The sequence below is a fragment of the Microseira sp. BLCC-F43 genome (genome assembly GCF_041929235.1).
Lineage (GTDB): Bacteria > Cyanobacteriota > Cyanobacteriia > Cyanobacteriales > Aerosakkonemataceae > Microseira.
On sequence record NZ_JBHFNP010000279.1, the window covers coordinates 1 to 21562 of the forward strand.

Here is a 21562-nt window from a genome sequence, read left to right on the forward strand (position 1 = left end):
CCCGACGCTTCGCGAACGACGGTCTTCACCTTTGTTTCTGGCAACGCGCTTGCGTCAGTCCTGAAGTCGATGCTTCACTGGTTAGTAGTGTTAGTAGTGATGACTAAAGTCGTTGATCGTAAAGCTTCAAGGACTAAAGTCATTACTACAAACAAACTGCTACGGGACTTACGCAAACACCAAAGTTTCTCTGAAAAATCCTTGGTTTGGCAACTAGAGATCTACGTAGAAACTTTGGTGATAGGACTAAAGTCCTTACTACAAACAAACTGCTAGTCTGGCTGATCTTCTGGTAAATGCTTTTTAATCAATTGCAGCAGTTGCTCGGCTGTAAAAGGTTTGGCTAAAAAATCGCTGACACCGACAAGCTTGGCGCGGACTCGGTTAATAGTATTGTCCCAGCTGGTGAGCATAATGATGGGAGTTTTGCGGAAAATAGAACTATGGCGTAAAAAATTACAAACGTTATAGCCGTCGGTATCGGGCATGACTAAATCTAACAATATTAAATCGGGTTTGTATTTAGCGAGGAGACCGATCCCCTGAATTGGATCTTCAACGTACAACAGTCGGTAGCCAGCGGGGGGGAGAATTTCTTTGAGATAGCGTCCGATTAAAGGAGAGTCGTCTATGCAAGCGATCGCAAACTGCTTTTTGCCAATTTTGTCATCCCTCAAGTGACATAGAAAGGGAGGCGTTATATCTGACACCGCTTGCAGTTCCACCACGCCTTGTTGACGGAAGTGATGCAACAAGCGCCCTACCCTAGTCAAGGGTTGCTTCATCTTCAAAGCAAGATCCCACAGGGTGTATCGACCTGTAAATAAGGCGGTTAAGTCGAGAAAAGTATCCACCGAACATTGATCGAGTTCGCAAGGGGACGGTTTGAGGACGGGTACCAAGTCGGGATCGATGTTGCCTATGCCTATCTCCAGCCATTTTTCGTAGAAGCTTTGGCTTTGCTTGATCAGTTGCTTGACTTCTAAAGGACACAAACTCAGGTAAAAAGCTACTTGCAACTTGCGATATTGACGGGGTTGCCAATATCCTGCCAAACTCGCTTGCCGAGTCATGGAAAACAAAACTTCTTGCGTGGTTTCCAGGACGACTGCTTTGACTTGAGCAGCACTCAAGTGACCTTGTGCCATCCCCTGATGCAGCAGCTGACATTCCCAAAGTTCGCTGCTAACCAGTTGGTCAGTTTCCACCACCCAATTCGGACAATGTCGTTTGAGCGCTCGTTGCCAACGTCGGACGCGGTGGTTTTCCCCAATCGCATAAAACAACTGTCCCAGGAAAAAGCAAAGCCGCCACTGGGAGGTGCCGCTGCAAATCATCAACTCTCCCGTAGCTTGCTTTTGGTTGATAGTTAGGAGGTTTCGGTCTAGTTTGCTCAGCCAGTAAGCTGCCGATACTGTTTGCATATGCGTGCCACCGCCAGCCAATTTTTTTGGCAACTACTTACATAGCATAAGCAGTGGCATCGAGTCGGCATAATGGTGGAGTTACCTATTTTTTTGCAGGGGTTGTGTAAAGCTTGGGTGAAATTAAAGATCGCGCTACCTACTCGTGCCACTTACGCAATTTAACTTAAATATTCAAGTTAAATTTATTACTTTTTATGATTCACCTCAATCGTGGTATGGACATTGCCGCGAGGGGAAAAATCGCCTTTAATATGGACTTCCAAGGGGTCGCAAGCGGCAACAAAGTCATCGAGGATTTGATTGACGGATTCTTCGTGGGAAATGTAGCGGTCGCGGTAACTATTGATATACAGCTTCAACGCTTTCAACTCGACTACGGTTTGGTCGGGAAAGTAGGTAATGTAAATCGTGGCAAAGTCCGGATAGCCAGAAAACGGACACTTGCAAGTAAATTCCGGCAACTTAATGTTAATTTGGTAACGTCGCCCCTGGCGCGGGTTGGGAAATGTAATCAGTTTTCCCTCAGCAATGTGACGTTCGCCGTACTTCATTTCTATTGTGGCTGGCTCAGTTTCAGACTCCAAAGAAAAATCGTCAGTAATTGGTAAATCTTTCATCATTTAATAGTTCCTGTAACCTTCCCAATCTGGACAATTTTCTGCTTCCCAACCATAGGGATGCATTCCACAAACGAGTAAGTTACCTCCGTATACTTGACCGTGATAGTGACGGCAACCAACACAAGCGGGATGTTGTTGGGGTGAGGGTTCTACGGTATCAGTTAGGGGCCATTCTGACTCAAAGCTACTTGGATCAAACTCGGCACATGCGTCCAGAATCGGTTGAATTATATCGTTCAAAAACAGTTCGATTTCGGTGGTGATGGCGTTGTTTACTTGGTGGGCGACTTCTTCCGATAGTAACGCGATCGCATCCACTGCGTCGGTAACATCGCTGAAGAACTTCTCTACCTCCTCAGTTACTGTTTCTAGCATGTCGGTTAAATTTTTTTGCCAGTCTTCCATAAGCGCTACGCTACCACCCTTGCTTGTTCTCAAGGGAAAAATTTGCTTTTGTTCGGGAGGACTTTTAGTTTAGATCTCCCTGATACAATTATCAATGGCAATTGAGCGATCGCGACCGTTCGTAGTAGGCGCTTCAGCGACCGTTCTGGAGGCGGCGCAATTCTTCTTGCAATGCGCTTACTTGATCTCTTAACGCATCTACATTTTCCGGCTTGGCTGGGGTTGCTTCTTCTTCATCAGTTACGATTTCAATCCGTCGCGGTTCGCCACTAGGGGCGTTATTGGTAGGCTCTCCAGGCGACTGTTGCTGCGCCCGCTGGATCATTTCGTCCACCATCCGCCTAGCTTCTTCGGTGGTCATTTCGCCCTTTGCCACCATCTCATCGGCTAGCTTTTGGGCTTGCTCTTTCAGTTCGGCTAGAGTTCCACCCGCTTTTTCACCTGCTGAGGCTGCTAGCCCCACTCCCAGGTAAAACGCTTTTTTCACCAGATCTCCGAAACCTGCCATAGCCGCTGCCGTTGCTTAAAAAAAGGGCCTAAAAAAAGGGCGACCCGGAGTCTACGCCTACTACAAGCATCCCGTGTTGCTGCTACCTTCCGGTCCTGACAAGGTTTGGGCGTTGCAATCGCATAGGTCCAGGTCTAAATCTAGAATAGCATCAAATTTGGTAATGGGTAATGGGTAATGGGTAATGGGTAATGACTTTTATTCGACTATAATTTTCCACTCATACAGCTTGTAGGTGACGCAATTATTTTGCACGAGGGGGTCTTGGGCGACAATGGCTTTGGCTTCATCGATGCAAGTCGCTTGGAATATCATCATCCCGCCGCCCCGTTGCGCCCAGTACCCGGTACGCGCCTGGTGTCCTTTGGCGATCAAGTCCTCGACGTAAGCTTTGTGGGCGGGGACATGTTGGTCAAAGGTGGGTTTATCGACTATTCCTTCTTCGATCTTTACAAACCAAGGCATTTTGGATTTTAGATTTTAGATTTTAGATTGGAGATGCTGTTGAGATTATAGATATGGACAAGCGTACAAGCCTTTATTTTATTGCCCTCCTGCCTCCCCAAGAGATCCAAGACTACGCTAATCGAGTCAAGCAGTACTTTGCCTCGCGCTACAATAGTCGCCACGCCCAGAAGTCGCCGCCCCACATTACCCTGCAAGCGCCTTTTGAGTGGGATCAAGAGTCGGTTTCGGTGTTGGAACAATCCTTGCAGAATTTTGCCAATCAAAGACCCAGTATCCCAATTTCCCTATCGGGTTTTGCGGCGTTTCCTCCCAGGGTGATTTATATCAATGTTGTCAAAACGCCGCCACTCCTCACTTTACAAGCTGACTTGATGGATTGCATGATGCGGGAATTGGGTATTGTCGATCCGATGGCGAAGCAACGCCCCTGGGCCCCTCACATGACCGTGGCGTTTAAAGACTTAACCAAGCAGAATTTTAAAGCCGCGTGGCCTGAATTTGAGCATAAACCCGTACAATTCGAGTTTACCGCCAATTATTTGACGCTGCTGATTCACGATGGCGGGCGGTGGCATGTGAGTGCGGAGTTTCCTTTTTTACCTGCAAATGGGTGATGGAGTGCAAAATTGATGGTTCAAAGGCAATATGTAGGGCTCGCTCTAGCCTGTCTGATGGGCATTTTACCAGCACTGGGGGTAGTCCCTCTTGATATACCTGCTCCTGTAGAAGAGTCTCCCTCCCAAGTGCTTGACGCTATTGTGGCTGATAGCGGTTTATCTTCCCCCACGATCGCAATTTGCGACCTTGAGCGCAAATGCCTTAACTATCGCGGTTCGCGCCCACCCCAAAGTGCCGCCAGTTTGATTAAAGTGCCGATTGCGATCGCCCTCCTCCGCAAACTTGCCGCAGATAATCTTAGTTTGGATACAGAGATTTACGTAGAACCCAGTAATTATACGGAAGAGAATTTCTCGTCTATTCGGGTTGGCAGGTCTTATTCTTTTAAGTATTTGCTGACGCAAGCGATCGCTTACAGCAGCAACATTGCGACGAATCAAATTATTGATTATTTGGGATGGGATTATATCAATAAAACTTTGGGCGAACTTGGATATCCCACAACGCGAGTCAGTCACAAACTGAAAGGTTCTGTCACCGATCCATCTAAAAATGTTGGTTGGGAACCGAACCGGATCACGAGTAACGAACTAACTGCGATGATGGTAGAAATTTACAATCGCAAGCACCCAGAATATGAGGTTTTGGCGGAAGTTCTCAGCTATCAGGTAGAAAAAGTGTTGGGATTTCAGGCGTTAAAAGAATCTCCGGGTCGCTGGTTGGGGGAGAAAACGGGAGAAACTTCCCTGGTGAGAGGGACGACAGTTGCTGTAGAAATTCAGGGAAAGATTTACATAATTACGGTGATTGGAAATGGTCGCAAGCGCGAGAGAAAAATTCGCCGATCTCTGTATAAAATTGTGGATTATATTGCTAGTCACGAGGGGATTTAGAAACCGGGTTTCTTGAACAAAGATTTTGCATCATTAGCATCAACCGCCAGGGAATTAATTCCCTGGCTAATAGCGCAAGTCCTCTTCAGAGGACTAAAAATTTATGCAACAAGGATTTCAGTCCATTTTAATGGACTTTGGCTATTAGCCCGGAAATTGATTTCCGGGCGGGTTGGTGGATAAGGAGCAAGATTTAAATCTAAGAAACCAGATTTCTAATGCATCATTATCTCGGTCTGTGGATAATGGTTTCCATGACGCGGCGCTTGGCGTTGGGGTCGATTCCAACTAAGCGGATATATTCGTCACCGTGTTCGGCGAGACAGTTTTCTAATGCTGCGATCGCTTCCCCTTCTTGATTTGCTGCAATCGAAGCGCAACTGATCCAAGAATTCGTCCGAAAGCGGCGTTCATCTACATACTCTATGCCAATTCGATAACCGCTGTTCACCAGTTGTTGCAATTGCTGAATCATTTCTGGACTCAATTGGGCGTTCTTTGCTTGACCGTTGCTTCCATAACCGTTACCATTGCCGGGTGTTTCAGTTTGGATAGCTTGATTTGCTACCTGATGATGTTGCTCGTGGAAGTTTAAAGACTGGTTATATTCTCGCACGAGCCGCATCTTTTCTACCCGCGTTTGTTCGGCGACCATCAGGTTGGCAAATTCGAGTAAGCGCGACAAATTGAAGTCTGGTTTTTGGAATTGAGGTGGCCCTTCTAAACTATTAACCACCCGCGAGGATATTTTTTCAATCCCTACTTTATGGATAAATTGACGAATTTGTTCGTCATAAATTCGCGACCTTAAAGCGCTAAAGAAATCAATCGCTTGCTTGGGAAAAGTATCAACTAGCTGTTCGATGTCGCGCTGAGATAATCCATCTTCTGAAAAAATCCCGCTGACGATGCCAATTTTATCGTCTCGGTTGGGTTCCCAGTAAAATTTTTCCATCCGACCTTCGCGAATTAACGGCGCGTACAGGGTCGAAAAGTCGTTTCCCGTGACGATAATTGGGACGCGGTGGAGGGGATTTTCATCATAACTTCCAGGTAGCTGGACGTTGGTAGGATTATCGGCAATATTCATCAGCGTGGCGTTGACTAACTGAGTATTGACCGTGTATTGCGTCCCTTCATCGAAGCGCCCTGCACCCGCATCCAAATCGTTAATCATGAGTGCGGTCATTCTACCCCGAACTTTGATAAATTCGGCGGCTTCCCGATAGCGTAAGCGAATTAAACGCGCCGGATCTCCGGCGTCGGGACTTTCGAGTTCACCGCCGGAAATGTGTAGGACTTCGATGCCCATTTTCTCGAATACTAATTCGCATTGAAACGATTTACCTTCGCCTTTGCGTCCGTGAATTCCCAAGATCAGGGGGACTCGGATTTTGGGGATGTCGAGGAAGTTTTTGGTGATATGAACGGCAAGTTTGTCAAGAAACCGAGGAGAGATATAGTAGGTCATGGTGTACTGAGTGCGATCGCTTTTCTGCCCATCGTTAAAATTTTATAAAAATCTGGGTGACAATTGTTTAACCAACTGGGTTTTTAGGAGATTTATTTTTATTTAACCGCAGAGGCGCAGAGGACGCAGAGGAAGAAAGTAGAGAGAAGCGATCGCGATTGTGCTTTAGTTATATTTAGTTTTCGATTGTTCATCTAGTTTATGGCAGTCATCAAATCGCTAATTTACTTTATTTTAGCCGGGTTATGCGAAATTGGAGGCGGCTACCTAGTTTGGCTATGGTTACGCGAAGGCAAAAGTGGCTGGTTAGCTTTGGCTGGTTCTATATTACTAACTATTTATGGCTTTGTTGCGACGAAACAGCCTGCTAATTTTGGTCGCGCTTATGCAGCATATGGAGGTATTTTTATTATCCTCTCGATTGTTTGGGGTTGGAAAGTCGATAAGGTTCCCCCAGACCGCTATGATTATTTAGGAGCGGGTATTATTCTTTTAGGCGTTTGGGTGATGATGTATCTACGAAAAAGTTAGCTTTTATACACCTGGCTAAAAGAAACCCGGTTTCTCTGAAAATGAAGAAACCGGGTTTCTGTCGCCGTCGGCGTAAGTACCGATGATATTATTTGATTTTTAGGGGTTATTTAAGCATGAAGCTGGCATTTTTATGGCGAAATTTAGGTAATTCAGTCGTTTACTATCCCAAGCTGGCTAAGGTAACGGGTGGGGTGACGGCGGCGGTTTTCTTTTGTCAGCTTGTCCAATGGCAGTCTCAATTAAATAATCCCGATGAGTGGGTTAAAATTAGCGTCGATGAAATTGAGCGAGAAACTGGTTTGAGTAAGGTGGAACAGCAATATGCTAGGAGTCAATTGGTTAAGCGATCGCTCATCCAAGAACGCGCTGGCGATAACAGCAACATGCTAGAGTTTTGGCCTAATATTGATGCATTTGAAACGATTTTAGAGGCTTTTTGCGATGAAGATTATAAAAATCACTATCAAGTTAGTAATGGTAAAAACAACCACGCTTCTCTAGAAGTTGAAACAGTTAAAACGGATAAGTTTTTCCCGGGTCAGCGTCAGCCAATTTCAGTCAAAGTAAATCCTAATTATCAATTTAGCGGTCCTTGGAATTCTCAAGAGCAATTTGAGCAGTTTCAAAGAGCTTTATTAGAATATTTTAAAGAGAAAGGATACGATAACCCAGGTGGATGTGTTTTTAAAATTATAGATGGTATGACCAAAGGTTTGGTATCGCCGTTTTGGGATGAATTTATTTCAGGAATTCCGCTGGGAGCTAGTCAAAAAGTTAAGCGAGATTGGGAAATTGAACCAGGAATTCCTTATCCAGTTTTTGAAGAGGAACGCATTCAATACTACGTTCATAAAGGAGAACCATTGGAGGTTGCAGTTGCAAAAGCACGTTCAGATTTAAGAGATCCGGTACTAGGAAAAAATTTGTGGGAGGGATTCTTGAGGAAATGCGATCGCATCGCCGATGAAGCGATCAAAGCGAAAAAATTAGGAGTAAGAACACCTTATCTACCCCCCTCTTTTACAAATAAACCTGAAATCACCAAAGAAAGTGTGATGAATAAACTAGCTGCTGTTGCTCCCGACTTTTCTCTAGAATCATCCACTACAGCATCTTTACCTAACAGTCGTTTAGAATTGACCGAAGTTGAGGATAAATCACCCGCTTCTACCGGCGATATTCCCAGTCTTGCTGCTTTACAGTCAGCTTATAAAACTCCTATGGGTCGCACTTTAGTTGAACGGCAAATTGCCGAACACCCAGAATGGGGATACGGAATTGTAGATGGTGAAGTGGTGGATTTAATGCCTTTTTAGTCATAAAATAAAAAACGCCAGGGGATAATTTGCCATGAAACACATTGGTGACATAGATCCGCTTGTTCCGGGACGCCCTAATCTTTCATCCCAAGAAAGAGAAAATCTCAGTAAAGCTAGATTGCAGCAACAGAAAGAGGATGGATATCAACAGTTAGTTGAACTTTGTCGTCTGGGTGAGTACGACGCAGCAAGGCAACTTGCCAACCGAAATTCTCGCTGGGGTTATCAAATAGTTGGCGGTGAAGTAATGGAGAGGATCGACTAGATAAGCTAGTTTAACTAGAATGCTGCTGACAGTCTCAATAAAAATATTCCAGTAATTCCCAAAAACTTAGGTCGCTGTTTGCTATCCAAAACTCGGCAAGATTGCTTTGTCTGAGGTGTATGAGAGTGTCGTCAGGTAAATTTCTAGCTTTTAGTTCATTCAGAAACATATCCCAGTTCGCTTCAAAAAAGGGAACTTGTTTGAGTTTCTCATATCTGATTAGTTCTGCCTGTTGAATCTCTTCAGCAGTTCCCACTAACCGGGGAAGTTGCAAAAGGATGGACAAATTACTGACTTCATTTTCGTTCATCCTGAAATAATTGAATTATAACTAATCGAATTAAATGATTCCAATTAACAATTAGCAATTAGCAATTAGCAATTAACAATGACTTTTTGCCCAATATAGAACAAATAATTGTTTCTTGCTTTCTACCTCGCAGTTGAATACTTTTGACTGCTTTTGCCTTGTAGCGTTCGCTGACATATTGCCAAGTTTCGTTAGTAATTAAAATCCCATAGGGATTATCTTCTTTTACTTCTTTATTCATCGCCTCCAGTCGCGCCGCCACATTAACTGTATCGCCCAAAACGGAAAAATTCAAACGCTGACCACCCCCAACGCTACCTGCTATAATAGCTCCAGTATGAACGCCAATTCCAAATTTAATTATTGGCTTTTTTTCGGCTTCAAATTGTTGATTTAATTTTTGCAATCGTTCGTACATGTCCAAACAAGCAGCCATGCAATTTAAAGCATCTTGTTGAATTTCTTCTGGTTTAGTGCGGGGAAACGGGATGCCGAAAATTGCCATAATTGCATCCCCGATATATTTATCTATTACGCCGCCACGATTCATAATACACTCGCTCATGGCATTCAGGTATTGGTTCAGCCAAGGCATTAATTCGCGGGGCGATAGTTGCTCTGAAATTGTGGTAAAACCGCGAATATCCATAAATAATACAGTCGCTACCATTTCTTGCGGTTGCAATTCGCCATTTTGAATAATTTCGTCTTTGCGCTGCCAAATTAAATTAGCAGTTTCTTTAGCCATGTATTTTTCAAATAGGCTCATTAATTGTTGCTTTTCCTGCTGTTCTCGCAGTTGCAAACCAATTGCCGCTAACAGAATTGTACCGATAGGCGCAGCAATGGGAATCCACCAGGAATTTAAGGAAAATAACGCTAGGGAAACACCATACCAAGATAGAGGGAGTAGGAGAGCAAGCGCAACTCTTCCCCCTGCATTCAATTTTGACAATATCCCGCTAGTAACTGGGCCAATTAAAAGCAATAAAACTGCGGTTTTCCAATCTGGTAAAGGTTGCAGCAATCGATTATTTAGCAAGTTATCGATTGCGGCTGCATGAAGGTAAACTCCGCTAGTTGGTGGGATTTGATTTAACGGCGTCACCAACGGATCGAAACCCGTTGCGGTTATACCTACTAATACAAATTTGCCAGTAAAAGCATTTTTAGATACTTTCCCTTCTAGAACATCCGCAAACGAATAAGTGGGCAAAGATTGCGTCTTTCCAGGCCAATTTAGCCAAACATAATGAAATCGGCGATTATCCTGACTCAGGGATGTTAAAGACTTTTCTAACTGTACCGACTCCCCTGGACGATCGCTAGAGTAGAGTTGCACCATCGCCAATCCCAGGGAAGAAATCCCCCGGAATTTCAGCGCTGCTTGACGACTAATGCCATCTGTATCTGGGTTGTGCGATATATGACCTCGGTCGGCGACAGCTTGGTCTAAAATCGTCTCGATGGGGATGATTTGTTCTTTATCATCCAAAGCTTGAGCCAAAATTACATTACCGCTAGCGCGGATAGCGTCAGCAAGTTGGCTATCTTCGGGACTTGGTTCGGCAAATATAATGTCTAAACCAACTGCTGCGGGGCGAGAAGGAGAGAGTGTTTGTAATAGTTTAGTGTAGCGATCGCGCGAAAACGGAAATCTCCCCAACTTCCCCAAACTCGCTTCGTCAATTGCAATAACTGCTATCCGCTTATCCCAATTTGGTTTAGGTAAAATTCCCGTATCCCGAATTTGAAACAACGAGTTATAACTGATTTGTTCCAACGCTTTCCACCCACCCAACTGCCACACACCCAAGGAAATAATAGCAGCAATAAATCCAGGCAATAGTGCCTGAATGCGGGCAACATAACGATACAACTCATTACTCATAGAATGATTTTAGATTTTAGATTTTAGATTTTAGATTTCAGATTTCAGATTTTAGATTTCAGATTTCAGATTTTAGATTTCAGATTTCAGATTTCAGATTTCAGATTTCAGATTTCAGATTTTAGATTTTAGATTTTACTTCAATCTCACATTCTCCTTAATCTGCAATCTGCAATCTAAAATCTAAAATTACCCATTCCCACTATTTAAGCAAATCCGATCCAATCATGTGAGTTTCCTGTTTTCCCAGGGGACTGCGAACCACTACCCTGTATTCAGAATTAGCTGGTCTGGGCAGTATTGTGTCAACTTTACCCGTTCTATCCATTTCTAAAGGTTGGTCGTTTAAAAATATCAAATTCAGCGGATCGACCGTACAAATTAATCGCACTCTGTTTTGATCGATAGGTGATAAACTAATCAACTCGTACTTCAAATTTTCTTGGGTTAATTTGGGTGGAGTTGGGGGATCTCCGGGAAAAACGATGGAAGAATAGCCACCATTTACCGTCACCGTTCTTCTTTTGGCAGTTGTGGCGACTGCGCCTTCAAGGGTAGAAACTCCTGTTTTACCATTTGAACCAACACCGACGCCAAATTCAGTCCCGCGAACCCCTGTAACCCCTGCTGGACTGCTAATTTCTAGGCTCGAATTTAGGTTGGTCAAGGGTCGCGCTTGTATTCTCGCTTGTCCTCTGGGTACGAAAAGGCGCGTCACTTTGCCGCCATTGGCAACCATAGAAAGACTTTGAACTTGGACGGTGGTTAATTCAGCAACGTTGATCGTAGCAATACCACTATCTACAGTCAAAACCGCACTAGATTGTCTGCCTGTAGAGATTTGCTGACCGGGGGAAGTTAAGCGAGCGCCCACTCGTGCTGGTCTTCCTTGATACGTGACCGTACCGCGAATTTGCCTAACTTCTACGAAGCGACTAGCAGGTAGCTGAATATCTCTAGCTAGCAAGGGTATAGAAAAGGTTAATAATATACCGACAATTAGTAATGCTACCAATCTAGAAATTTGCGGAAGGGATTTCATCGCGCCACCATATGAATAACGCAAATCTATATTAGCCTCTTCCTCTCTGGTGCCTATTTATCCGGAATAAAGAGAAAAGGTAGGGACAGTTTTTGTCCCTACCTGCTCAAGGTTGAACTATTCTTTGTTTGCGGTTTCAGATTTAGAAACGGTTGGGTTTGTGAACGATGAAGCTGAGAACTTGGCACTGCTTCACGTTATCGAAACCCATGACGCGGATAAAGCAGTTGCCGTACTCAGCGCGGCAAGCTTTGATTTCACTCAACACTTCGTTGGTGGTGGTAGCGTTGAACAAAGGCAGCTTCCACAGGGTCCAGTAGTGCTGAGTCGGTTCGGAACTTTCGCTGAATTCCACACCGGGAATGTAGCCCTTATCCAGAATGTACTGGAGTTGGCGGGTAATTTGGGCATCCGAAAGGGGGGGCAAGTAGGAGAGAGTCTCGAAACGGCGCTCTTTAGGTAGAGTTTGCATGGCTTCCTTCGTGTCTATCTGATGTTGCTACGGTAATTGGTGATTGGTAATTGGTGATAGGTAATTACAGATTGCAGATTTCAGATTTATATTCAAATCTAAAATCTAAAATCTAAAATTACCCATTACTCATTACCCTCTGCTAAGAGTCTTTTTCCTCTTTGGGGCAGGTACTGGAGTCAGTGACGCCTTGTTGCACGAGTCGCTCTAGATGATGGCGCTGATGTTCCATATTTGCTTGCTCAATTCCAGAGCGAACCATTTCTGGTAAGTAGTCGGCGACTTCTTCTGCCAGGTGCTTTCGCAAGGTCATTAGCCGAAACGCTAACTCTTGCTGTTCTTGCAGCAACGCTTGCAGGAAGGCTTCTCCATCTTGGACGCTGTGGCGCGCGGCGAAGCCACTCAACCACAACGCTTGGGGCGGGTTGGTTTCGCTCAGCTGAGCCATTACGGTTTTCAGCGCTTGATACGTCAAGTAGCTGCTCAGTACCTTAGACGTGTCTTTGGCAACTTGTTTTAAGTCCATGAACTGACCCCAGCTTAAATCTCAGATTTTAAATTTTTCGATCTTAGATGAGGGATATCAGAGCAGCAACCAAAATCGCTACCAACTTAAGATTTCCCTCAACATCTAAAATCTCAAATCCAAAATCCAAAATCGCTTAGAGGGTGTCAACGGCTTGGAACTCGAACTTGATTTCCTTCCACAGTTCGCAAGCTGCGGCGAGTTCGGGACTCCACTTGCAAGCTTCGCGGATGACGTCGCCACCTTCGCGCATTAACTCGCGACCTTCGTTACGTGCTTGGACGCAAGCTTCCAAAGCGACGCGGTTAGCGGTAGCGCCAGGAGCGTTACCCCAGGGGTGACCCAGGGTGCCGCCGCCGAATTGCAAGCAAGCGTCATCTTGGAAGATTTCAACCAGCGCAGGCATGTGCCATACGTGGATACCGCCGGAAGCAACGGGGAATACACCAGGCATAGAAGCCCAGTCTTGGGTGAAGAAAATACCGCGAGAACGGTCTTCTTCGATGTAGTTTTCGCGCATCAGATCGACGAAGCCCATCGTGATCGCTTGGTCGCCTTCCAACTTACCGACAACGGTACCGGAGTGCAGGTGGTCGCCACCAGACATCCGCAAGCACTTGGCGAGTACGCGGAAGTGAATCCCGTGGTTCTTCTGACGGTCGATTACGGCGTGCATCGCGCGGTGGATGTGGAGCAACAAACCGTTGTCGCGGCAGAAGCGAGCCAGAGTGGTGTTAGCGGTGAAACCACCCGTCAGGTAGTCGTGCATGATGATCGGGGTGTTGATTTCCTTGGCGAATTCAGCCCGCTTCATCATTTCTTCTACTGTGGGGGCGGTCACGTTCAGGTAGTGACCTTTGATTTCCCCGGTTTCAGCTTGAGCTTTTTCGATGGCTTCTTGAACGAACAGGAAGCGATCGCGCCAGCGCATGAAAGGCTGGGAGTTGATGTTTTCGTCGTCTTTGGTTAAGTCCAGACCGCCGCGCAGACATTCATAAACTGCACGTCCGTAGTTCTTCGCAGACAAACCGAGTTTCGGCTTAATCGTACAGCCCAACAGGGGACGACCGTACTTGTTCAACTTGTCGCGCTCAACGGTGATCCCGTGGGGTGGCCCTTGGAACGTCTTCAGGTAGGCAACGGGAATCCGCAGGTCTTCCAAACGCAGGGCTTTGAGAGCTTTGAAACCAAACACGTTACCTACGATGGAGGTTAACATGTTAGTTACGGAGCCTTCTTCAAACAGATCCAGCGGATAGGCGACGAAGCAGAAGAACTGGTTATCTTCGCCTGCAACTGGCTCGATGTCGTAGCAACGGCCTTTGTAACGATCTAGGTCGGTGAGCAGGTCAGTCCACACAGTTGTCCAAGTACCAGTGGAGGATTCTGCTGCTACTGCTGCACCCGCTTCTTCGGGAGGAACTCCGGGCTGGGGCGTGACGCGGAAACACGCCAAAATATCAGTATCTTTGGGAGTGTAATCGGGAGTGTAATAAGTCAGCCGATAATCTTTTACGCCAGCCTTATACCCAGATTTGGACTGAGTTGCAGTTCTTGAATAGGACATGTCTTCCTTCCCAGGAGTCTCTCGAATTCTGATTGCCTGATTGGCTCGTCGTTTTACACTATACCAATAAAGCAATAAGTTAAACTTCAAATTTTCTTTAGATTTTCATAATTATTTATAATACTTTAAGATTTATTACAATATTTTGCATTATTTGTTACAAAAAACTCCCGGCGAGCGTGGTAAGCAGGTATACTCAACTTTTGTGCCAGGAAAGGCGAAATGGGTCAGATGCCCGCAGCAGTCTATGTTATGGAAAAGTGAAGCCTCAGCAATTGCACTTTGAGGGCTGGATAAATTAGAAACAACTTGCACGTATAGAGCGCTCGCGAGCAAGTCTTTGCAGGAGGTGTAGTGATGTTAAGGTTGAGCGGACGCAGTATTTACCTAAGTGCCATCCTGGTGGCGCTAGGAGGAATTTTTGGGCAAATGGGGATGAATAGCAGCGTTTTAGCCCAATCTACCCTCAGAAACGATCCAACTCCCCTTTATCCACCCACCGCGCCGCCACCGAATGTAGATCCGCGCAGGATACAGCGCCGTCCTTTAGAAACCGATTATCGAGTCAGTGCCTTGCAGCGGGATGTAAATGGTAACCTGTGGGTAGGCTCGTGGCGGGGATTGGCGCGACTCGACCCCAATACCGGCAGCGTTTTGGCGCGGATTAGTTTAGCGAACTATACAATTTTCGCGCTCGCGCAAGATAAAGTAGGACGGATCTGGGTCGGAACCTACGAAGGATTGCAGCGAGTAGACCCCCGCACCAACGAAACGACAGCGCAGAGTTACTTTTTCCCATCGCGTAAAGTTTTGTCCCTATTAATTGACAAACGGGGTTACTTGTGGGTGGGAGGAGATCGCGGCTTAGCCTTAATTAGTCCAGACCAAGGATTATTGATGACCACCCTGCGAGACTTACCAGGCGTGAGCGCAAATGCACTGAGTTTAGATCCCGAAGGTCAATTATGGGTAGGAACCCTAGATGGATTAGTCAGAGTTGATACCGCCAGCGCCTTTCCCATTAACCGCATCAAAGATCTGCCAGGTACGACAGTACAAGCACTCGCCACAGATCTGCGAGGTAGTCTTTGGGTAGGAACGCCCAACAGTTTAATCGAAATTGACCCAATCAACGGTAGAGTATTGCAAACCGTCACCGAACTAGCCCAACGAAATATTACAGCACTCCACGTAGACCAACTCGGTAGCCTGTGGGTCGGAACCGATCGAGGTTTATATCGATACAACCCATACCGAGGCACATTGCTAGGCGAAGTAACTGGATTACCAGCCGCAAGAATACTAGCAATATCTGCCAACACTGATGATAAATTATGGGTCGGCACAAGCGAGGGACTAGCGTGGGTAGACACAATGACAGGTATCGCCACCCCCCATCAAACATTCAGTCGCAGCACACCTGAAGAATAAAACTCACTCTTCTTCTTACCTCTGCGTCCTCTGCGTCTCTGCGGTTCAAAAAAAATGGTTACCAAAATCCGGCAATTAATTGAATGGAAACAACAAAAGCGCCCCATCGTAGTTTTAACCGCGTGGGATTACCTAATCGCCCAGATACTAGATCAAGCCGGAGTAGACTTAATTTTAGTCGGCGATTCTTTAGCAAGAGTAGCGCTGGGATATAAAAACGAATTGCCCCTAACCCTCGATGAGATGATCCACCATGCCAAAGCAGTATGTCGGGGGGTAAAACAAGCTTTAGTTTTAGTAGATTTGCCGTTTTTAACTTATCAAGAAAGTCCGCAACAAGCGATTCATTCAGCAGGGCGAATTTTAAAAGAAACTGGAGCGCAGGCGGTAAAATTAGAAGGCGGATATCCAGCGATGGTAGAAACAGTATCCCGTTTGGTGCAAGCTGGAATTCCCGTAATGGGGCATGTAGGGTTAACGCCGCAGTCGGTGTATCAGATAGGTTTGAAGCAGCAAGGGAAGACAAAAGAGGAAGCAGAGAGAATTTTAGGGGAAGCGATCGCGCTAGAACAAGCAGGCGCATTCGCCATGTTACTAGAACATATACCCGCAGATTTAGCCGCCCAAATTACCCAAAAACTATCAATTCCCACAATTGGTATTGGTGCTGGTCCTGATTGCGATGGTCAAGTTTTAGTCACCGCTGATATCTTGGGACTGGTAGAAAAATCCCCGCCATTTGCCAAAGCTTATGCAAATTTAAGGGCAATTATTACCCAAGCGGCGCAAGATTTCGCCACTGAAGTTAGAGAGAAAAAATTTCCCGGATAAAATGCCGATCCCCCCTAGCCCCCCTTGCCAAGGGGGGAACATCAAAGCCCCCCTTGCCAAGGGGGGAACATCAAAATCAAAGCCCCCCTTGCCAAGGGGGAAACATCAAAATCAAAGCCCCCCTTGCCAAGGGGGAAACATCAAAGCCCCCCTTGGCAAGGGGGGTTGGGGGGATCGTGCTAACAACCGCCGGGACAAGGATTTTCGCATTGGATATTTGTTGCTGGGATGCTTTCGATTTTTTTGCTGGTTAAATTGATGCGCCATGCTAGTCGCGCGGGATAAAAGTTGGCATTTTGGTAGCCATTTGTTTGAGCGAGCGCCACAAATATATTTTGAGTTCTTCTTTCCCGCATCTGACAGTTAGTTTGCCAATATTCACCCCGGCGAAGTTTGGGGACTGTTTGCACATCTAAAACTGCGTTAATTGGTTCTCCCGTGCCATCAGGTCGATTGAGCATTCGCAGATTTTCTTCTAAAATAATTATGCCCCCAAAATTAGTTCTTTCTGCGCCTGGATTGACGAACGCAACGCCGTATTTACAAAGCGGAATCCCCACACAAGAACCTCCAAGATACCAACTGGGTAGGGGGTCAGTACTGGGGGTTGGACGCTGGATTCTCTCGGCGGTAAATTGCCAGTAAGTCCCTAGCGCTTGGCTTTTATAAGCGTTGCTTAAATTGCCCGATTGGTTAAACAAAGTTGCTGCTTGTTGGAAGTCTGCGATCGCGCCTTGATAATCTTCCTGACGTGTCTTGGCAATGCCTTGATTATAAACCTCTTCTGCCCTAGTTTGACTTCTTGGTTGAGCCTGCAACACCCCTGGGAAACATTCCAAGAGGGCGACTGCACTTAAAAATATAATACTTAGACGTTTAGTCATCTCATTAATTGATATTCTTGCCTTATTTTATGGCTTTGCTTCTGGAAACCGCGCCAATTTTAACCAAAATTAAAACAAATACAATAAGAACTTACTCAGGGAGACTAAATAAGATGTAATGGTGCGTTACGCGCTTCGCTAACGCACCCTACATATAGAGAGTTTGACTCTGCCTTTAGAGAAACCGGGTTTTTTTTGGCTAATTCTAACTTTCAGGGTTTCGATCTTGAGTATGGGATACAGGTTTTGGTCCAGCGTTGCGAACGTTGATAAACTTACCAAGCATATCGAACCAAAAAGGCGCACCCATTGCAATAGCGATCGCGCTCACAATCCAACCTATCAGCCTTTTAAGATAAGAAAAAGACCATTGATTAATTCGCCATTCTTGACTTCCTTCTGCTTGTTGTTGCAGGTTAGTCGAACTCCAACCAATGGGTAAGGAAACATTCTCTAAAGCTTGTTTAACGTTGTTTATATCATCCCCTTGGCGAGTGCGAATTGCCCTTTCTGTAATCGTATTACGTAAAGCCGAATCTTTCGATAGCCTGCTAACAATGTGAAGCGTATCAGCATTAGTTGCGGTAGCGACTAGCATTCCAATTAAAATCGCCACGCCTTTAGCATTCCGCTTATAAACACCCGATGCGCGATCCATTGACCGATCGAACCAAGTTTCAATTTCTTTCTGAAACTGCTGTAATTCCTTGTCTATATCTTCAATTTTTATTTTAGTCCGTTTGGCAATAACAGAAAGAGTCTCTACTAGAGACTCCGGCAAATTTTTCAGTATTTTTTCCTCAACCAAATTTTCAACTGAACCGTAAATTTCTTGGATTTTTCTATAGCTTTCGCTGTTTGGCTCTTCCAAAGCTTTTTTAAGGATTTTATAATCTGCTAAAACTTCAGTGACGCTACGTTGTAAGCTTCTCAGCAATACAGCTTTATTGGTCGAATTAAAAGTCTGAAGGTTCAAGGATCTTATTCTGCGTAAAATTTCGCTGTTTTCGGGGAGGAAATATCTAACATTATCTAGATAAATATTTAAAGTACCTTCCAGCCTGCTGAGGCTAGTATTCAAAGTAGCTTTATTGTTTTTTAAATCTTGGACAATTCTCTTACAACCTGTTTCTACTAAATTCAATTCTCGTTCCAGATGAGATTTAATTTCATCGCTTAAGTCTGGTTCGGGAAAAGAATGAACAATCGATTTTATATCCTCGATTAGATCTTGGCTAAATTTTTCTAAGCTGACTCCACTAGCTTTTTGCAGCAGTTTCTGAATTCCTATTGTTTTAAACAGTGTCGTGGCAAATGTTTCGGCTTGGATGTAAGAAGGGCCGCTATCTTTATGTCCAAAAATTCTTTGCTTTACCTCGTCTTTTTTCTGCATCCAGCAATACATTTTAAACCATAACCAACCGCCAAATTTAGCCAAGTTGCGAAACCAATTTACAATTGGCCCTCTGGCTTCTTGATTCAGCGTATTAATCAAGGGATCGTTGTAAAGTTCATTGGCGATAATTCTGGCTTTACTCAATTCTCTGTCTGTACTTTCGCCGCCTCCTACCAAGAGTGATTCTATCGACTTTTTTAAATGCTTGGCTCTCCACTGGACAAGGGTAGCAAGCAATTCTTGAATTTCCGAGGCGAGCAAACTCAAAATCAAGTAAATAAACAATAAACCGATAGCAATGTCTAATATTTGGGGTAAATTCATACTTGAATAGGTTTAAATTAGATAAATGTCCGGTATCATAGTTCAATGCAATTATGGGTGGTTCAAATTTTGCCTGGGGTAATGCCAGAAACAAATTTCGCGCGACTGAAAAATGGAGCGAGGTTTTCTGTATCGTAGGATTGCTAGTGGCGGCAGTTGTGCTGTATGGAATTAATCTGGGAGGATTGGCGCTGCGCGATTGGGATGAGGGAATTGTAGCTCAAGTTGCCCGCGATATTTTCCATGCCCCGGCTGAGTCTTTACGCTGGCTTTATCCAACCATAGCAGGGGAGCCATACCATAACAAGCCGCCGCTGATGCACCTGTTAATTGCATTGACTTATTCAATCGGTGGCGTGAATGAATCGACGACGCGCTTACCAGGGGCAATGCTAACTGCTATTTCCGTGCCGCTATTGTATGGGATTGGGCGGGAAATTTTTCCTCAACGTCTGGCGGCGATTTTCTCAGCTTTAATTTACCTGACTTTGCTACCCGTCGTGCGTCACGGACGTTTGGCGATGTTGGATGGGGCAATACTGTGCTTTTTTTTGTTAATGGTATGGTGTTTGTTACGCAGTCGCCGCGATTTGCGCTATTGTCTCGGCGTCGGTATTGGCTTCGGGTTGATCTGCCTGACTAAGGGTATTTTAGGGATTTTGTTGGGTGCGATCGCTTTCCTCTTCATCTTCTGGGATACACCCCGACTCCTGACATCTTTCTATCTCTGGATCGGACTAATTCTTGGCAGCATTCCGGTAGCGTTGTGGTATGCTGCCCAATTCTTACACTACGGTGAATCTTTTATCACAACCAGTCTCGTTCGTCAATCCTTTGAGCGAATTTGGACACCAGTAGAAAATCACACTGGGCCACCTTGGTATTATCTGCTGGAAATTCTAGAATCAAGCTGGCCTTGGCTGCTGTTTTTACCCCAAAGTTTCCAACTCACCTGGGAAAATCGCAATCTCGGCTGGGCTAAATTAATCTTGGTTTGGAGTAGCGTTTACTTATTGGCTATCTCCGCGATGACGACAAAACTTCCTTGGTACGTTTTGCCAGTTTACCCGGCTTTAGCCCTAGCAGGGGGTGCTTACTTAGCAGAAGTTTGGCATTTTCCGGCGACAAAATCTTATCCGCGCGCTTGGGTTGTTATTTTAGCATTGCTGGCTGTTGCGGGTTGGGGAGGTAGTATTTACTTTGGCTTCTTCGCGCCGACGCGGGAAGCGGATATCGGATTAATTTTAGCTGCCGTGGCGATCGCAATGACGTTAGGGGCGGTTTTGGTGGCGCGTTGCGATCGCCAATTTATGGGTATATTATTTTGGGGGATGTACGTGTCGTTAATGCTACTGATGACTTCCCAACATTGGGTTTGGGAGTTAGCCGAAGCTTATCCGGTGAAACCCGTTGCTCAGATGATACAGAATAGCGGGATTCCGGAGGGTGAAAAGATTTATACATCCTATCCTTACAATCGTCCGGCGTTGAATTTTTATAGCGATCGCCAAGTCATCCCCGCTTCAGTTGATAATCTGAAACAATACTGGCAACAAGATTCTTCCCCCTACTTGCTCATCGATCCAGACACGCTGGAAAAACTAGCCCTAGAGCAGGTAAAACAGCTAGGAACCGTACCAGATTGGATGCTAATTACGCGCCAGAGAGCATAGGGCATAGGTTAAAAATTACCAATTACCCATTACCAATTAACCATTACCAATTACCCATCCAAACTTTTTGTCACCCACTCCCAAATTTGGTGTAGGGGATTTTGCCGATCTTGCCTGCCCTCTGGCGTTGTTAAGGTAACACCCAAGAAAATTGCACTACCTACAAGGACGATCGCCGCGATGGGTCCACCAAAGCGGAAATCGCGGCGCATTCGAGCTAGAGGGCGACTCTGACGCCGCAGCATCTGGCTGTTGGGACGGCGTTTAAGCGGTACGGGATCGCGGACGTAATGACCGCTTTGACTCACTACAAAACGTTGCTCGCAATAGGGGCAAGTATAAAGTCCACTGCCCGATCTGCCCAGCTTCATGGGTCTGGAACGATGGCAAATCGGGCAAACAGCGGAACGTCCATCAAATGTGTGAGCACTCATCAGAATTTCCTAATTTCCCCACCGGATGTGATTATTTTTAAGCGTTGAGCTGCTGACAGTGTGTTGATGCCAAGCGCCTCGATCCGAGTTTTTCCTGGTGATAGCTTGCGCCACCTGTAGTGACTTTTAGCAAGGCGCATCTCCACCCAACCCATCCTTGGTTTGAAGTGGTATCCAAACGCCGACGCCAGATCAACATTTTTAGCATTCGATACGGAATTATGAACCCTAAGATGTTTAAGCGCATTGCCCC

At 45.5% G+C, this 21562-nt stretch carries 23 protein-coding genes and 1 other RNA gene; 8 read left to right on the forward strand and 16 right to left on the reverse strand.

Annotated features, from left to right (window positions below):
* Positions 1–272: 272 nt before the first annotated feature.
* From ACE1CM_RS36660 to ACE1CM_RS36685, 6 genes are all read right to left on the reverse strand, one after another.
* Complete coding sequence (locus ACE1CM_RS36660) at positions 273–1424, reverse strand: response regulator (RefSeq protein WP_374883863.1); 1152 nt, start codon at positions 1422–1424, stop codon at positions 273–275.
* A 188-nt stretch (positions 1425–1612) separates the two neighbouring features.
* A complete protein-coding gene (gene queF, locus ACE1CM_RS36665) occupies positions 1613–1978 on the reverse strand; it encodes a preQ(1) synthase (protein WP_374883931.1) in 366 nt (121 codons plus the stop codon).
* Between the two features lie 69 nt (positions 1979–2047).
* Positions 2048–2452 carry a hypothetical protein gene (locus ACE1CM_RS36670; RefSeq protein ID WP_374883864.1) on the reverse strand — a complete coding sequence of 135 codons (405 nt, stop codon included), beginning with the start codon at positions 2450–2452 and terminating at the stop codon, positions 2048–2050.
* Between the two features lie 133 nt (positions 2453–2585).
* Entirely contained in the window at positions 2586–2960 is a 375-nt protein-coding gene (locus tag ACE1CM_RS36675; protein ID WP_374883865.1) for a phasin family protein, read from the reverse strand.
* 38 nt (positions 2961–2998) lie between these two features.
* Positions 2999–3095, reverse strand: an RNA gene (ffs, locus tag ACE1CM_RS36680) — signal recognition particle sRNA small type.
* Between the two features lie 63 nt (positions 3096–3158).
* Entirely contained in the window at positions 3159–3425 is a 267-nt protein-coding gene (locus tag ACE1CM_RS36685) for a YciI family protein (protein ID WP_374883866.1), read from the reverse strand.
* A 53-nt stretch (positions 3426–3478) separates the two neighbouring features.
* Here ACE1CM_RS36685 and ACE1CM_RS36690 point away from each other — a divergent pair, with 53 nt between their 5' ends.
* Both ACE1CM_RS36690 and ACE1CM_RS36695 read left to right on the forward strand, forming a co-directional pair.
* Positions 3479–4042, forward strand: a complete 564-nt coding sequence (locus ACE1CM_RS36690) for a 2'-5' RNA ligase family protein (RefSeq protein ID WP_374883867.1) — start codon at positions 3479–3481, stop codon at positions 4040–4042.
* Positions 4043–4057: 15 nt separating this feature from the next.
* Positions 4058–4939 carry a serine hydrolase gene (locus tag ACE1CM_RS36695; RefSeq protein ID WP_374883868.1) on the forward strand — a complete coding sequence of 294 codons (882 nt, stop codon included), beginning with the start codon at positions 4058–4060 and terminating at the stop codon, positions 4937–4939.
* A gap of 226 nt (positions 4940–5165) precedes the next feature.
* Here the strand turns inward: ACE1CM_RS36695 and ACE1CM_RS36700 are convergent, their stop codons facing one another.
* Positions 5166–6410, reverse strand: coding sequence for a ribulose bisphosphate carboxylase small subunit (locus tag ACE1CM_RS36700; protein WP_374883869.1), 1245 nt, complete (start codon positions 6408–6410; stop codon positions 5166–5168).
* Positions 6411–6611: 201 nt separating this feature from the next.
* On the opposite strand from ACE1CM_RS36700, the gene ACE1CM_RS36705 reads away from it, so the two are divergent.
* From ACE1CM_RS36705 to ACE1CM_RS36715, 3 genes are all read left to right on the forward strand, one after another.
* Positions 6612–6941, forward strand: a complete 330-nt coding sequence (locus ACE1CM_RS36705) for a YnfA family protein (protein WP_374883870.1) — start codon at positions 6612–6614, stop codon at positions 6939–6941.
* Positions 6942–7057: 116 nt separating this feature from the next.
* Positions 7058–8260, forward strand: a complete 1203-nt coding sequence (locus tag ACE1CM_RS36710; RefSeq protein WP_374883871.1) for a hypothetical protein — start codon at positions 7058–7060, stop codon at positions 8258–8260.
* Between the two features lie 34 nt (positions 8261–8294).
* Entirely contained in the window at positions 8295–8528 is a 234-nt protein-coding gene (locus ACE1CM_RS36715) for a hypothetical protein (RefSeq protein WP_374883872.1), read from the forward strand.
* Positions 8529–8562: 34 nt separating this feature from the next.
* On the opposite strand, the gene ACE1CM_RS36720 is transcribed toward ACE1CM_RS36715, so the two are convergent.
* From ACE1CM_RS36720 to ACE1CM_RS36745, 6 genes are all read right to left on the reverse strand, one after another.
* On the reverse strand, positions 8563–8838 hold the full coding sequence (locus ACE1CM_RS36720) for a hypothetical protein (protein ID WP_374883873.1): 276 nt from the start codon (positions 8836–8838) through the stop codon (positions 8563–8565).
* Positions 8839–8896: 58 nt separating this feature from the next.
* Positions 8897–10729 (reverse strand): CHASE2 domain-containing protein, encoded by a 1833-nt coding sequence (locus tag ACE1CM_RS36725; protein ID WP_374883874.1) that lies wholly within the window; start codon positions 10727–10729, stop codon positions 8897–8899.
* A gap of 202 nt (positions 10730–10931) precedes the next feature.
* Positions 10932–11771, reverse strand: coding sequence for a FecR domain-containing protein (locus ACE1CM_RS36730; RefSeq protein WP_374883875.1), 840 nt, complete (start codon positions 11769–11771; stop codon positions 10932–10934).
* 142 nt (positions 11772–11913) lie between these two features.
* Positions 11914–12243 carry a ribulose bisphosphate carboxylase small subunit gene (locus ACE1CM_RS36735; protein WP_226577297.1) on the reverse strand — a complete coding sequence of 110 codons (330 nt, stop codon included), beginning with the start codon at positions 12241–12243 and terminating at the stop codon, positions 11914–11916.
* Between the two features lie 142 nt (positions 12244–12385).
* Entirely contained in the window at positions 12386–12769 is a 384-nt protein-coding gene (locus ACE1CM_RS36740) for a chaperonin family protein RbcX (protein ID WP_374883876.1), read from the reverse strand.
* A gap of 136 nt (positions 12770–12905) precedes the next feature.
* Positions 12906–14336 carry a form I ribulose bisphosphate carboxylase large subunit gene (locus ACE1CM_RS36745; protein ID WP_374883877.1) on the reverse strand — a complete coding sequence of 477 codons (1431 nt, stop codon included), beginning with the start codon at positions 14334–14336 and terminating at the stop codon, positions 12906–12908.
* 357 nt (positions 14337–14693) lie between these two features.
* On the opposite strand from ACE1CM_RS36745, the gene ACE1CM_RS36750 reads away from it, so the two are divergent.
* A complete protein-coding gene (locus tag ACE1CM_RS36750) occupies positions 14694–15767 on the forward strand; it encodes a two-component regulator propeller domain-containing protein (protein ID WP_374883878.1) in 1074 nt (357 codons plus the stop codon).
* Positions 15768–15821: 54 nt separating this feature from the next.
* Positions 15822–16598, forward strand: coding sequence for a 3-methyl-2-oxobutanoate hydroxymethyltransferase (panB, locus tag ACE1CM_RS36755; protein ID WP_374883880.1), 777 nt, complete (start codon positions 15822–15824; stop codon positions 16596–16598).
* A 179-nt stretch (positions 16599–16777) separates the two neighbouring features.
* On the opposite strand, the gene ACE1CM_RS36760 is transcribed toward panB, so the two are convergent.
* Both ACE1CM_RS36760 and ACE1CM_RS36765 read right to left on the reverse strand, forming a co-directional pair.
* Positions 16778–17482, reverse strand: coding sequence for a hypothetical protein (locus tag ACE1CM_RS36760; protein WP_374883881.1), 705 nt, complete (start codon positions 17480–17482; stop codon positions 16778–16780).
* Positions 17483–17687: 205 nt separating this feature from the next.
* Positions 17688–19202, reverse strand: coding sequence for a hypothetical protein (locus ACE1CM_RS36765; protein WP_374883882.1), 1515 nt, complete (start codon positions 19200–19202; stop codon positions 17688–17690).
* 53 nt (positions 19203–19255) lie between these two features.
* Here ACE1CM_RS36765 and ACE1CM_RS36770 point away from each other — a divergent pair, with 53 nt between their 5' ends.
* Positions 19256–20875, forward strand: coding sequence for an ArnT family glycosyltransferase (locus ACE1CM_RS36770; protein WP_374883883.1), 1620 nt, complete (start codon positions 19256–19258; stop codon positions 20873–20875).
* Between the two features lie 50 nt (positions 20876–20925).
* On the opposite strand, the gene ACE1CM_RS36775 is transcribed toward ACE1CM_RS36770, so the two are convergent.
* Positions 20926–21309 carry a hypothetical protein gene (locus ACE1CM_RS36775; protein WP_374883884.1) on the reverse strand — a complete coding sequence of 128 codons (384 nt, stop codon included), beginning with the start codon at positions 21307–21309 and terminating at the stop codon, positions 20926–20928.
* Positions 21310–21562: the final 253 nt, after the last annotated feature.

Excerpts from the sequence above, each read along its gene's own strand:
- ACE1CM_RS36750 (WP_374883878.1), top strand. The coding sequence starts at position 14,694 with ATGTTAAGGTTGAGCGGACGCAGTATTTACCTAAGTGCCATCCTGGTG.
- ACE1CM_RS36775 (WP_374883884.1), bottom strand. The coding sequence starts at position 21,309 with ATGAGTGCTCACACATTTGATGGACGTTCCGCTGTTTGCCCGATTTGC.
- ACE1CM_RS36725 (WP_374883874.1), bottom strand. The coding sequence starts at position 10,729 with ATGAGTAATGAGTTGTATCGTTATGTTGCCCGCATTCAGGCACTATTG.
- ACE1CM_RS36770 (WP_374883883.1), top strand. The coding sequence starts at position 19,256 with ATGGGTGGTTCAAATTTTGCCTGGGGTAATGCCAGAAACAAATTTCGC.
- ACE1CM_RS36675 (WP_374883865.1), bottom strand. The coding sequence starts at position 2,960 with ATGGCAGGTTTCGGAGATCTGGTGAAAAAAGCGTTTTACCTGGGAGTG.
- ACE1CM_RS36710 (WP_374883871.1), top strand. The coding sequence starts at position 7,058 with ATGAAGCTGGCATTTTTATGGCGAAATTTAGGTAATTCAGTCGTTTAC.
- ACE1CM_RS36735 (WP_226577297.1), bottom strand. The coding sequence starts at position 12,243 with ATGCAAACTCTACCTAAAGAGCGCCGTTTCGAGACTCTCTCCTACTTG.
- ACE1CM_RS36760 (WP_374883881.1), bottom strand. The coding sequence starts at position 17,482 with ATGACTAAACGTCTAAGTATTATATTTTTAAGTGCAGTCGCCCTCTTG.
- ACE1CM_RS36690 (WP_374883867.1), top strand. The coding sequence starts at position 3,479 with ATGGACAAGCGTACAAGCCTTTATTTTATTGCCCTCCTGCCTCCCCAA.
- ACE1CM_RS36685 (WP_374883866.1), bottom strand. The coding sequence starts at position 3,425 with ATGCCTTGGTTTGTAAAGATCGAAGAAGGAATAGTCGATAAACCCACC.
- ACE1CM_RS36660 (WP_374883863.1), bottom strand. The coding sequence starts at position 1,424 with ATGCAAACAGTATCGGCAGCTTACTGGCTGAGCAAACTAGACCGAAAC.
- ACE1CM_RS36720 (WP_374883873.1), bottom strand. The coding sequence starts at position 8,838 with ATGAACGAAAATGAAGTCAGTAATTTGTCCATCCTTTTGCAACTTCCC.
- ACE1CM_RS36700 (WP_374883869.1), bottom strand. The coding sequence starts at position 6,410 with ATGACCTACTATATCTCTCCTCGGTTTCTTGACAAACTTGCCGTTCAT.
- queF (WP_374883931.1), bottom strand. The coding sequence starts at position 1,978 with ATGAAGTACGGCGAACGTCACATTGCTGAGGGAAAACTGATTACATTT.
- ACE1CM_RS36695 (WP_374883868.1), top strand. The coding sequence starts at position 4,058 with ATGGTTCAAAGGCAATATGTAGGGCTCGCTCTAGCCTGTCTGATGGGC.
- ACE1CM_RS36670 (WP_374883864.1), bottom strand. The coding sequence starts at position 2,452 with ATGGAAGACTGGCAAAAAAATTTAACCGACATGCTAGAAACAGTAACT.
- ACE1CM_RS36745 (WP_374883877.1), bottom strand. The coding sequence starts at position 14,336 with ATGTCCTATTCAAGAACTGCAACTCAGTCCAAATCTGGGTATAAGGCT.
- ACE1CM_RS36730 (WP_374883875.1), bottom strand. The coding sequence starts at position 11,771 with ATGAAATCCCTTCCGCAAATTTCTAGATTGGTAGCATTACTAATTGTC.
- ACE1CM_RS36765 (WP_374883882.1), bottom strand. The coding sequence starts at position 19,202 with ATGAATTTACCCCAAATATTAGACATTGCTATCGGTTTATTGTTTATT.
- ACE1CM_RS36740 (WP_374883876.1), bottom strand. The coding sequence starts at position 12,769 with ATGGACTTAAAACAAGTTGCCAAAGACACGTCTAAGGTACTGAGCAGC.
- ACE1CM_RS36715 (WP_374883872.1), top strand. The coding sequence starts at position 8,295 with ATGAAACACATTGGTGACATAGATCCGCTTGTTCCGGGACGCCCTAAT.
- ACE1CM_RS36705 (WP_374883870.1), top strand. The coding sequence starts at position 6,612 with ATGGCAGTCATCAAATCGCTAATTTACTTTATTTTAGCCGGGTTATGC.
- panB (WP_374883880.1), top strand. The coding sequence starts at position 15,822 with ATGGTTACCAAAATCCGGCAATTAATTGAATGGAAACAACAAAAGCGC.